Consider the following 11,070-nt stretch of genomic DNA (forward strand, 5'->3'; position numbering starts at 1 on the left):
AGGGCATTCACAAACGTCTTATTGCTTGCAGGCGATGGCGTAGTCTTCGTCGAACCACTTCTTGCTGATGGTCGTCAGCTCGCCTTTCTTCGACAGGGCGCACAGTGCGGTATCGACCTTGCCCTGCAACGTGGTGTTGCCTTTGCGGATGCCGATGCCCATGCCCATGCCATAGCCAAGCACGGTCGGATCGTCTGCCTGGAGTACAGCAACTTTCACCCGGGTAAAGCGTGCACCGCCTGGGGTCTTGATGAAATCGGTCCAGGTCGGGGAGTCGCTGTACGCGGAGTCGATGCGACCGGCTTCAAGATCAGCCAGCATTTGCGTGGTGGCGTCGTAGGTCTTGATCTCGGACTTAGGCAAGTGCTTCTGCACGTACTTGGCGTAAGTAGTGCCGTTGACCACGCCGATGGTCTTGCCATCGAGCATTTTCTCGATCTCGGCAATGGAGCCCGCGGACGCGATCGGCGAATCCTTGGCGACCACGTAATACTGAGGTACGCCGCCGTAAGGAATGGAGTAATCGATCTGTTTCTTGCGCGCTTCAGTGATACCCAGGCCGGAAACGATCACGTCAAAACGATCAGTGCTCAGGGAAGGAATCAGCGTGCTGAACGATTGCACGACGAAGTGGCATTTGACTTTCATTTCCTTGCAGACAGCGTTGGCGATGTCGGCGTCGTAGCCGGTCACATTGCCATTGACGTCCGCCATGCTGTAGGGCGGCGCGTCACCCTCGGTGCCGACGGTCAGGGTATCTTCGGCGGCGCTGACAGCAGAGGCCGATGCGATCAAAGCGGTGCCACAAACGAACGCGAGCAAAGTCTTCTTCATAGAGAAATCCCTAAAGTCTTTTTTCAGTGGTGGCAGCGGTTCAATGTTGTGACAGGAATGCCCTGACACGTTCGGATTTGGAGTGAGTGAAAACTTGTTCAGGGGTCCCGTCATCCTCGATGACCCCTTGATGTAGAAAAATGATCCGGCTCGAGACTTCGCGCGCAAAGCGCATTTCATGGGTCACCAGCAGAATGGTATTGCCCTCTTCGGCAAGTTGACGGATAACCCGCAGCACTTCGCCAACCAATTCCGGGTCAAGGGCCGAGGTAGGTTCATCGAACAGAATGATCCCCGGCTGCATGGCCAATACCCGTGCGATAGCCACCCGCTGCTGCTGTCCACCGGACAGTGACGAGGGATAGTCGTTACGCTTGTTAGCCATGCCGACCCGCGTCAGCACCTTCATTGCCCTGTCGTCGGCTTCGGCCCGGCGCAGTTTCTTCACCCAGATCAGCGCCTCGGTGACATTTTCCAGAACCGTGCGGTGTGGCCAGAGATTGAAGCTCTGAAACACCATCCCAAGTTGCAGGCGAAACGTATCCACCAGACGCGGGTTGCTCAAACGAGCAGTTCCATCGCTAGCGGTGTCGATATGCAGTCCTTGGCCGTTGACTTCAATAGCACCCGACGTAGGAATTTCCAGCAGATTGAGGCAGCGTAGAAAGGTGCTTTTGCCTGACCCGGAGGAGCCGATCAGCGAGATCACTTCACCCTGACGCACCTTCAGATCGATGCCCTTGAGAACGGCCACATCACCGAATTGCTTATGCAATGCATCGACTCGCAGAGCAATGGGAGGACCGACATCAACGCTCATTACCACTGCCCTTTGCTGAATGAAACCTTGTGTGTGGCCAACAATTTGGAACGCAACAACCATACTGTCAAATGCGAGATTTATCGCCATGAATAACCAAATGTTATGTACACCATCAAATGAGCCGAAACTTCAATTCTGCAGATGAAGGTGTGTCGCGCTAATCTATGCCGCGATGGCAGTCGCGGTGTGCGCTCACGCAAGCGCGTCGCTGCCCGTTTACGAAACAGATGAGACGGATGAGGCATGGCTTTGGAACTGGACAGAATCGACGCAAGACTGCTGAGTGAATTGCAGCGTTCCAACCGGATATCCAGTGAAGAGCTTGGCGAACTGGTGGGCTTATCCAGCACCGGTATTCAACGCAGGCTCAAGCGTCTGCGCGCACAAGGCATCATCGAGGCGGATATTGCGGTGGTATCGCCCAAGGCGGTCGGGCGCAATGTGATGATGCTGGTGCTGGTGTCGCTGGAACGCGAGCGCGCGGACATCATCGACACGTTCAAACAGTCGATTCGCTCCACGCCGGAAATCATGAGCGGCTATTACGTCACCGGTGATGCCGACTTCGTCCTGGTGGTGACCACCCGCAACATGGAAGAGTACGAACAATTCACCCGGCAGTTCTTCTATAACAACCCCAACATCAAGGGTTTCAAGACGATGGTGGTGATGGACCGGGTCAAGGCGGGTTTCAGCATTCCGATACCGGGCGCCATCGAAATCAAATAACCCGGCCAGGCCCGAAAACATCCTCTGAATCCATTTGCGCGCAGTAAAGCTGCTGATATCCCCAAAACTCTCAGCATTACTGCATCAATCGCCGTTGTTACGCAGCATTAGGCAACTTGCTGTTTTCTAGAATAAGTCCATGCCCGTCCACTCGACGATGAGACTTTGACATGAAACACCTTGCCCTATTGGCGCTTGAGCAACTGCGCTGCCCCGAGCTTCTCGAAACCCGCACTTTTATCGACGGACAGTGGATAGAGTGCGAGTCACGGCTGCCGGTGCTTGATCCAGCAACGAGCGTGGTCATTGTCCAGGTCGCCCATTGCGACGTGAAGCGGATGGACAAAGCCGTCGATGCCGCGAGTCAGGCCTTCGTTCTGTGGCGCGACCAACTGCGCGGGTCTCGGACCGGCTGGTATTCGGCATGGTCGCGCTCAATACCGCCAGATTCACCGGCCCACCGATCCCGTTCGGTGGCTGGAAACAATCAGGCCTGGGCCGTGAGGGCTCGCGTCACGGCCTGGCTGAATACATGGAACTCAAATACGTCTGCGTCGGCAGCCTTTAATCCACTGGAGAACTCTCATGGATAAGCAAACTCAGGACCACATCTCAGCGCTGGACCGTGCATCGGTACTGCATCCGTTCACCCAGCTCAAGGATTTCGCCAGTGGCAAGACCGGCGACCCGACGATCATCGAAACCGGCAAAGGCATCCGCATCACTGATGCCACCGGCCGAGAATACATCGACGGCTTTGCCGGCCTGTATTGCATGAACGTGGGTTATGGTCGCACTGAAGTGGCGGATGCCATTTCTCGCCAGGCTCACAAACTTGCCTACTACCACTCCTACGCAGCGCATACCACCGAGGACCTGGCTCGCTTGTCCGACCGACTGGTACGCATGGCGCCGGGCAAAATGAGCAAGGTGTTCTATGGCATGTCCGGTTCGGATGCCAATGAAACCCAAGCGAAACTGGTCTGGTACTACAACAACCTGCGCGGCTTGCCGAAAAAGAAGAAAATCATCAGTCGTGAGCGCGGTTATCACGGTTGCTCGGTCATCGCTGGCTCCATGACCGGCATGAGCTTCTACCATGACCACATGGATTTGCCGGTTTCCGGCATTCTGCAGACCGGAGTGCCCCACCACTACTGGGGTGCTGAACCTGGCGAAACCGAAGAGCAGTTCTCTGCCCGTCGCGCCGAAGAACTTGAAGCGCTGATCCTGCGCGAAGACCCGGACACCATTGGTGCGTTTATCGCCGAACCGGTGCTCGGCACGGGTGGCATCACCCCGCCGCCAGCTGGTTATTGGGCAGCGATTCAACCGATTCTGAAGAAGTACGACATCCTGCTGATTGCCGATGAGGTCATCACGGGCTTTGGCCGTACCGGCGCGATGTTCGGCTGTGACCTGTACGGCATCGAGCCGGACCTGATCACCGTCGCCAAAGGCTTGACCTCGGCGTACGTGCCGCTGTCCGCAGCGATCGTTGGCGAGAAGGTTTACAAGGTGCTGGAAGATGGCGCGGATCGTGTCGGCGCGTTCTCTCACGGCTACACCTATTCGGGCCATCCACTTGGCGTCGCAGCGGCAAACGCGGTGCTGGATATCGTCGAGCGCGAAGACATTCCGGGCAACGCACAACGCGTTGGCAGCTATTTCCAACAGCGCCTGAAAGAAACCTTCGCCGGCCTGCCGATCGTTGGCGAGGTCCGTGGGGTCGGCCTGATGGCAGCCATCGAATTCGTCGCCGACCCTGCGACCAAAACCCGATTCGATCCCGCACTGAAGGTTGGCGCTCGCGTGTCGAAGGCGGCACGTGACTTGAACCTGATCGCACGCGCCATGCCCCACGGCGACATCCTCGGTTTTGCCCCGCCGCTGGTCACCACCACCGGAGAAATCGACGAGATCGTCAGTCTGGCGCACAAAGCAGTGCTCAGCGTAATAGAAGAGCTGAAGGCATGAAGCCAACCCATTACGCCTGATAACTCTGGTGCCCTAACTGATATTCGCCTGCATGTATCAATCGCAGCGGAGAGATTGATTCGGGGCGCCAAAACTGGTTAAGCATAGGCTGATGTCATGCAACAGCCCGGGCGAGCAGCCTAGGCGAAGCATTGATGTCTGGCACGCGAAAGCGTGTCCACGCCTGGTTCCATGGGCGTAGGAACGTCGCCGTTTGAGTTCGCAAAGATGAATTTCGCAGAGTGATTGGGAGGCCAGAGTTTTTTGCTTAGCGGAGCAGCCTTGGGCACATCGGCAGTTCTGGAAACAATGGATGGGCGCTACGCATTTTTTGACGCGAAAGCTGGAGGGGGGCAGAAATGAGCCTGAACGTACTCGCCTACAACGTGAAGCGGGTTATAAAAATCCTCGGAGCCAGCAGCTTAATGAAGGCGTTGTTGGCCTGAAAGGGTCAGTTTCGTTGCCTACCCGGCACGCTAGTGTGCTGTCTCTAAAATAAGCTTCCAACTTGGGCCATGATGCTTCTACGGTCAGTCAGTGCTTGGAGTGCTCACATGAACTCTCAGGACATCGTGCTCAGTGAAGACGAACAAATTGAGCTGAGTCGGCGCACAAGGTCTGCCACCATCAGTCAACGTGACGGTCGTCGGGCCCGGGTGATCCTGTTGGCCGCTCAAGGTTGTTCGCGGGTTGAAATACGCAATTGCTTGTCATGCCAATAGAAACGGAAATGCCAGCGCTTCGAGCCAGTCATGGGCACCGGCAGAGATAAGCCATCCCCATCAGTTAACGTATAAGGCTTGCTAGCGGGCTTGGCTTGCTTGATCGCTGTATCTGTCAGAGCCATCAGACACCTCCTTTTTAGATCAAGGAGGGGATACGGGCCAACGGTGTAAGCGTCCGGGCATCCCGTCTTGCGTAACTGAGCCGGTTGCCACCGATGCGGCAACAACTCCCCAATTTCACTCTCCCGGTGCGTCGGCATCAGCGTATCCGTCCGGCGGAGTCCTCTAGCCCGCCCTGAAAAGCTATGGTATCCGTCCGGCGTTTGGGCGAGTCGGCGAAACAGGGTGACTCGTCTTCTCGCCTGCTCCACCGGAGCACGCTAAACCTAGGTCAGATTCAACCCGCCGTCTGACAGGAGTATCTCGCCGGTTAAGTAGTCCGACTCGACCAGCATTACAACAGCTTTTGCGATGTCGTCTGGGCTAGCGGCCCTGCGCAAAGGTGCGCGAGTTCGCCACAACTCTTGGGCATCTGTCCACTCTGCGGTCAGAGGCGTGTCGACCAAGCCAGGCGCCACCGCGTTTACGCAAATTTCTGGCCCAAGCGATACCGCGAGCAAGCGGGTCATGTGATTAAGCGCAGCTTTGCTTACCGCATAGGGAATCGATGCGCCCTTAGGACGGATACCGGCATGCGAACTGATGTTTACGACGCAACCTGCTCGACGGTAACGGGCGGCATCGCGCAATGCCGACTCGGCCAAAGCGACCAGGTGGAACGGCGCCACGACATTAACCTCGTTAAGTTCGTGCCACACCGTCGAATTGGCAGAGGCAAGGTCGTCGTGCGGAATGACTCTGCTAATACCGGCGTTATTGACCAATACGTCGAGCTGCCCCCACGCGGCGATAGCCTCGTTAACAAGCCTGACCCTGTCAGCTTCGAAAGCAAGATCAGCTTGCACGTAAATAGCCTGCTTCATTTCGGCAACCATAGCGCGTCCCGTATCCGCAGAATTTCGCGAATGGAGCACCACCGCATAGCCTGCCCGGCTTAGTACACGTGCAATGGCTGCGCCGATACCGGAAGTCGATCCTGTAACCAACGCGACGCGTAATACGTTATCGATTGTCGGATTGGGTTTCATATGGATATCTCGAATTGGTTGCTAGAGAGCCATTACCGTAGCACCCAGCAGGCAACGTCGGCGTCAGGCGGTCACGATAGGCAGGTATCCATTTTCAAATCAGGTTGGCGCTTATTCTGTGGCACAAAGCTACGCTTGTCATTGAGACGTCCGGCTGTACGCATTCCTGGACGACTTGAGCTTTAAAAGGTTTGGGACAAGAAGTTCTTTGACGCACGGAAATCCTGGCGTTAATGGCGGAGGTGTCCACGTATTTTTAAGTGAAAAACACCGCCTTTGTCACAGCTATCGGCTAGGTGTATGCGTCCGACACCACGCCTTGCGTGATTAAACCGACTGCCACTTATGCGGAAGCAACTGCTCAATTTCACTCGCCCGCTGCGTCGGTAGACGCGTGAGGACATCCCTCAGATAGGCGTACGGGTCATGACCATTCAGTCGCGCAGACTGGATCAAGCTCATGATCGCCGCCGCGCTGCCCAGCGTTTCAAGCTGTAATCCAGCGCTCTGCTAATAGCCGAGCCTTCAGGCACGAGAGCGCACTGGGCGATCATCCAGGCGTGTAGCGTTTTCATCACCGGCACGGCCTTTTCTTGCCGTATTCGGCAGCGTAAATCCGGCTCCAGGTCGCGGATTTCTCTCTCGATTTCGTACAGCAGTTGGATATAGCGCAGGGCTTGCTCGGCGAGCATGCTCTTGTCGGTGGAGTGCAGTTCGAAGAACTTGCGCCGCGCGTGGGCCATGCAGCCGTTCTCTGTCACGCCGAGTTCGAAACTGGCCTTGTAACCGCCAAAATCATCACAGACCAGCTTGCCCTTCCAGTGTTGAAGGAAGTTGCGAGCATGCTCACCGGCGCGGCTGGGCTGAAGTCGTAAACGACAGCCGCTGTTTCGCAGAATTGGCTGGTGGCGTAGGCCCAGACATAAGAGCGGTGGGTTTTCTTCGAACCCGGAGCAAGCATCTGCAACGGTGTTTCATCGGCGTGGATGACCTGCTGCCCGAGCACTACATCGCTCAGCGCATCGACCAATGGCTGCAACTGCACGCCAGTCACGCCAACCCATTGAGCCAAGGTTGAACGTGGAATCGCCAGGCCCGCTCGACCGAAGATCGATTCCTGACGGTAAAGCGGCAAATGGTCAGCAAACTTGGCAATCATGACGTGGGCCAGCAACCCAGCGGTTGGGATGCCCTTATCGATGAGCTGAGCTGGAACGGGTGCCTGGGTAGATGACTTGGCCGGACGGTTACCCAACGGTTGACGAACGGTCATATCCGAGAGTGCCATAGCGAGTTCCTGAACAGCGTCAGGGCCAGATGCTCATCAAGCTGTTCCAGCAACAAACCGATTCAGCACTCATCCAAATTCAACATACCCATCGGGACTTAAACGCACCGGATCGTGCTGGATTTCAGTGGTTCCTGCTGGAACGAAAAAAGGACCCGAAGGTCCTGATTTCAATCACTTACAGAATTCAATGGAACTCTGCAGCGCAATATTTGGAGCGGGAAACGAGACTCGCATCTGGTGTCCGACCCATTGAAATCTAAGGTTTTTATTTCCTTGCAGAAGCAGGAAAGGACTTAATTCTGGACTTGTTATTGGGTCGTTTCAACAGCAAAAAAGACCGACCTCCAAGGAGGGCTATTAGATTCTGCGCTTAGCCAGCTAAAAACTGTTATCAACCTGACGGCATCAATAGCGCAGGCCTGCTCGAAAAATCCCCCACTATCGAACGGTCATCATCATGTCAGGAAAATCCACAACCGATTGTTGGCGCATCAAGCTGCCTGGAACGAAGCGACGTTCGGCAGCCATATCCTCAGGTTAGGTCCGTCAAAACACTCGCCGACTGAAAACCGCACATCATCGAGCTTTCTCCGCACAGGACTGCGCCAGTGCGCGTCCAAGCTAAATGTTTCTCGATTTGGAGTTCCAGGAATAGGCGAAGAACGACCGACGCTACCTCAGCACGATCCGTCGCTGCATGAAAGTCAGAAAGTGCCGCTTGAAGATGATCTGTAGGCAAAACGCATGGAACGCCAGCTTGCACATTGGCTTTCACGATGGTCAACCCTGTCGCAACCCTAGACGCCAAGAGCGCAATTCGTTCGTCATTCCGTCGTTTTGAATGCTTCAATTGCTCTAAAGCACTTAACGCCTGAAGCTCATGCCGTGCCCTCTCGAAAGGGTTCACAGAAACTCTATCCAAAGGGGTTAAACAAGCCGGACAAGTGTCGCCTATTTCCGAATTCTCGATTGCCTCCAGGGCCTGGTAAATAGCCCGATAGTTTACGTCCGAGGCTCGTCGAAGAAACTCTGCTGTTTGAAGCCCAGAAAGATGATGAGGGCGCCGCAGAAGCGGTCGATGTGCTTTTTCTTCTTGGCATAGGCTCCAGCGACATGCGGGTGGGATAGCACGATGGCCACAGTCCCTTACCACAGGGAAGCCACGATACCGACCATTGCGAGCATGGCGATGAACGTTGCGGCATCGAAGTGAGAAGGTGCCGACGCAGAGAAAATCGCGGCGTAGAACGCGACGGATTTGGGATTGGCAATATTGGTGGCAACCCCTTGAGTGAACGCATCTTTTAGAGTGATTGTTTGACGCTGTTGTGACGTAATCACCGGCGTTTTCCCTGACCCAATGATCAGACGAGCGCCAAACCAGATCAGATAACCCCCCCGAGGCACTTCACGATCACTGCCAGCCAGGGCAGCCATGTGAAGACCGCACTAATGCCAAGAATGGCGCACGTTGCCCAGAACAGATTGACCACGACGATGCCTGCCACGAGCATCAGCGCGTGCAAGGTCGTCGTGGACACGGCCTTGTGTGCAACCGCCACGAAGTTGGGACCCGGGATGACCACGCCTGCGCAATACACTGAGAACACCGCAACCACGGCAGGCCAGTTAACCATTGATTTGTTCCTTAGCAGCGAGGGAATCAGGAAATAGCGCCGGCCTCATGCCAAGGTCTGCCAGATAATAGTCAGCCGTGATGGCTTGGACCTGACGGGCCACGGGATCGATCTCGTCGTGATACAGCTCACGTAGCGTACGAAGCACAAGGTTACTCGCTTCGAGCGCACTGGAGGCAACACGCTGCGCGATGGAGTGTACTTTTGCGGTGTTGAAAACACCGTGCGCAGGGTGATTGAGAATATCACGAAGCGCCAGCTCCTGCGAGAGCAATAACGCATCGATGTGAGCGAGGCAGGCCTGCATTCTCGAACCATTGCGTTGGGCCTGTAGCTGTCGAGGATCATGTGTGCTGTACAGCCTTTTCACAAAGGCGAACAGACGGTCGGTCATGCCGCTGAGCAGGCAAGAAAACCACAGCGGCCCAACTTGAGCGTCAATTGGAAGGGCGTCGATGTTCAACGCAAGCGGCAGACCCTTGGCGGCGACATTTTTCAAATGGATGGGCGAATGCGCCGGGTATTCGTCAACCTGAATATCCGCTGCCCGTAGCACCACAACCACAGGGTCACCTGAGTCAGCCTCTACGATCAACAGGTATTGATCGGCATTGCGACGGTCTTCGACTTCGACAAACGGCGCGCTGACCAGATAAAGCGAATTGGTGGCCAGGGCGGTGGCCTGCGCGCGTGAGCACTCCCTGGAGGGTCACATCAGTGCGGTTTCTCCCTCACACGCAATGGGCAGGTTCCTGCCGAGCTGTTCCAGCAAATACGCCAGCGCCGTACCACCGCGCCGCTGGGCCATGATTCGAATGGTTTGAGCCGTGTTGTAAATCGTTTCTCTATCGGGTTGGGCCGATGACAGGGCCTCTTCGTTTTAGCTCGATCGCAACCGGTTCAGCAACGCTATTTTTGTGTCGAAATCGCGTCGGGGTGGGTTGAGATTGACGCTGTCAAACGCCTGGGACATCGCCTGGGGGCTTAGAAAGTAGTTCTTCATTGAACTGTGGCTCTTCCACTGAAAGGAATGACGCTACGTAATTGCCGGGCATGAGGCAAAGACCGTTACCTTCTTTGCTTATGCCCGAACTGGACTGGCCAGCCTCAGGCCAGATGACTCAACGTGATGCCGCGAAAAGCGCCCGCCAGTATTCGCAAACTTTCTCTCGTGCGCGCGTCCATCCAGCGCGAGTACATGACCATCTCGACATTGGGCAATGGAGGCAGTTGGAAAAGCTCCCCGACATCAATCAGTCGGGAAGCCGCCAGCCATACAGGCAACGGCGCTACGCCGATACCAGCAGCTGCGGCATACAGCGCAGTGGACACCCCGCCGCCAATGAAGCTGTCCAGCCACGCAATGTTCTCGTGAGCGAGCAGCCGAATGGCATTGCCGCGAATTCCGCATGCGTCATCCACCGTCACCAGCGGCATGGGGTCTGCCCGTGTGCGCATCGAAAGGTCCGCGAACCAGCCATATCGATCCTCGAACAGGAGCTCCGCATCCCGACGATGTTTTTCGCTTCGAACGATTGCAACGTCGATTTCCTCCCGGTCATATTCGGTAAGCAATTCATGAGATGCGCCCACTCTGACGCTGATCACCAAGCCTGGATCGTAGGATTTGATCTTGTCCAGAACGCTGGGCAACTCGGGCCCTGCAACGTGATCACTGATGCCCAGGCGCAATTTTCTAGCCACCTCGAATCACTTTGGCGTCGCCGTGCTCAGGTCCTCGCGGGCGCAAGCGGGTGGGGCCTGACGCAACGCTATGCCAATCTGCACTCCACCAATCTGCGCACCACTCCCACACATTACCAAGCATATTGAACAGGCCGAAGCCGTTCGGCTCGAAGCTTCGCGCGGGTGCGGTGCCGATAAAGCCATCTGCTGCATTGTTCAC

The 11,070-nt window shown here is 55.9% G+C and carries 11 protein-coding genes and 5 pseudogenes; 6 read left to right on the top strand and 10 right to left on the bottom strand.

Features of this window, described 5'->3' with window-relative positions; translation table 11 throughout:
* Positions 1-18 precede the first annotated feature (18 nt).
* Together VGC62_RS12285 and VGC62_RS12290 are read right to left on the bottom strand one after the other, a co-directional pair.
* Complete coding sequence (locus VGC62_RS12285) at positions 19-834, bottom strand: transporter substrate-binding domain-containing protein (protein WP_331187354.1); 816 nt, start codon at positions 832-834, stop codon at positions 19-21.
* Positions 835-874: 40 nt separating this feature from the next.
* The gene (locus tag VGC62_RS12290) at positions 875-1,654 is read right to left on the bottom strand and encodes an ABC transporter ATP-binding protein (protein ID WP_414705787.1); all 780 of its coding nucleotides are present in this window, start codon (positions 1,652-1,654) and stop codon (positions 875-877) included.
* A gap of 246 nt (positions 1,655-1,900) precedes the next feature.
* On the opposite strand from VGC62_RS12290, the gene VGC62_RS12295 reads away from it, so the two are divergent.
* The 6 genes and pseudogenes from VGC62_RS12295 to VGC62_RS12310 all read left to right on the top strand — a co-directional run.
* Complete coding sequence (locus VGC62_RS12295) at positions 1,901-2,386, top strand: Lrp/AsnC family transcriptional regulator (protein ID WP_331187355.1); 486 nt, start codon at positions 1,901-1,903, stop codon at positions 2,384-2,386.
* A gap of 170 nt (positions 2,387-2,556) precedes the next feature.
* A pseudogene (locus VGC62_RS27700) lies at positions 2,557-2,720 on the top strand (NAD-dependent succinate-semialdehyde dehydrogenase); the annotation flags it as partial.
* Between the two features lie 45 nt (positions 2,721-2,765).
* Complete coding sequence (locus VGC62_RS12300; protein WP_414705788.1) at positions 2,766-2,954, top strand: aldehyde dehydrogenase family protein; 189 nt, start codon at positions 2,766-2,768, stop codon at positions 2,952-2,954.
* Between the two features lie 17 nt (positions 2,955-2,971).
* Complete coding sequence (locus VGC62_RS12305) at positions 2,972-4,363, top strand: aspartate aminotransferase family protein (RefSeq protein ID WP_331187356.1); 1,392 nt, start codon at positions 2,972-2,974, stop codon at positions 4,361-4,363.
* A gap of 304 nt (positions 4,364-4,667) precedes the next feature.
* A pseudogene (locus VGC62_RS27705) lies at positions 4,668-4,809 on the top strand (hypothetical protein); the annotation flags it as partial.
* A 108-nt stretch (positions 4,810-4,917) separates the two neighbouring features.
* Positions 4,918-5,061: pseudogene (locus VGC62_RS12310) on the top strand (IS630 family transposase); the annotation flags it as partial.
* Here the strand turns inward: VGC62_RS12310 and VGC62_RS12315 are convergent.
* The 8 genes and pseudogenes from VGC62_RS12315 to VGC62_RS12350 form a co-directional block, all read right to left on the bottom strand.
* A complete protein-coding gene (locus tag VGC62_RS12315) occupies positions 5,037-5,210 on the bottom strand; it encodes an Arm DNA-binding domain-containing protein (protein ID WP_331187357.1) in 174 nt (57 codons plus the stop codon). The pseudogene VGC62_RS12310 and the gene VGC62_RS12315 sit on opposite strands and share 25 nt — an antisense overlap.
* Before the next feature lie 264 nt (positions 5,211-5,474).
* Entirely contained in the window at positions 5,475-6,236 is a 762-nt protein-coding gene (locus tag VGC62_RS12320) for an SDR family oxidoreductase (protein WP_331187358.1), read from the bottom strand.
* A gap of 327 nt (positions 6,237-6,563) precedes the next feature.
* Positions 6,564-7,551, bottom strand: a pseudogene (gene tnpC, locus VGC62_RS12325) (IS66 family transposase); the annotation flags it as partial.
* Positions 7,552-8,529: 978 nt separating this feature from the next.
* Positions 8,530-8,667 carry a hypothetical protein gene (locus VGC62_RS12330; RefSeq protein ID WP_331187359.1) on the bottom strand — a complete coding sequence of 46 codons (138 nt, stop codon included), beginning with the start codon at positions 8,665-8,667 and terminating at the stop codon, positions 8,530-8,532.
* Positions 8,668-8,673: 6 nt separating this feature from the next.
* A pseudogene (locus VGC62_RS12335) lies at positions 8,674-9,164 on the bottom strand (LysE family translocator).
* Entirely contained in the window at positions 9,157-9,729 is a 573-nt protein-coding gene (locus tag VGC62_RS12340) for a hypothetical protein (RefSeq protein WP_331187360.1), read from the bottom strand. The pseudogene VGC62_RS12335 and the gene VGC62_RS12340 overlap by 8 nt, the downstream one beginning before the upstream one ends.
* A gap of 542 nt (positions 9,730-10,271) precedes the next feature.
* Positions 10,272-10,868, bottom strand: a complete 597-nt coding sequence (locus VGC62_RS12345) for a LysR substrate-binding domain-containing protein (RefSeq protein ID WP_331187361.1) — start codon at positions 10,866-10,868, stop codon at positions 10,272-10,274.
* The coding region (locus VGC62_RS12350; protein ID WP_331187362.1) for a formylglycine-generating enzyme family protein at positions 10,861-11,070 on the bottom strand (210 nt) is incomplete at its 5' end. The genes VGC62_RS12345 and VGC62_RS12350, both read right to left, overlap by 8 nt.

Origin of the sequence: Pseudomonas sp. (assembly GCF_036404235.1) — a bacterium.
Lineage (GTDB): Bacteria > Pseudomonadota > Gammaproteobacteria > Pseudomonadales > Pseudomonadaceae > Aquipseudomonas.

Excerpts from the sequence above, each read along its gene's own strand:
- VGC62_RS12285 (WP_331187354.1), bottom strand. The coding sequence starts at position 834 with ATGAAGAAGACTTTGCTCGCGTTCGTTTGTGGCACCGCTTTGATCGCA.
- VGC62_RS12290 (WP_414705787.1), bottom strand. The coding sequence starts at position 1,654 with ATGAGCGTTGATGTCGGTCCTCCCATTGCTCTGCGAGTCGATGCATTG.
- VGC62_RS12295 (WP_331187355.1), top strand. The coding sequence starts at position 1,901 with ATGGCTTTGGAACTGGACAGAATCGACGCAAGACTGCTGAGTGAATTG.
- VGC62_RS12305 (WP_331187356.1), top strand. The coding sequence starts at position 2,972 with ATGGATAAGCAAACTCAGGACCACATCTCAGCGCTGGACCGTGCATCG.
- VGC62_RS12315 (WP_331187357.1), bottom strand. The coding sequence starts at position 5,210 with ATGGCTCTGACAGATACAGCGATCAAGCAAGCCAAGCCCGCTAGCAAG.
- VGC62_RS12320 (WP_331187358.1), bottom strand. The coding sequence starts at position 6,236 with ATGAAACCCAATCCGACAATCGATAACGTATTACGCGTCGCGTTGGTT.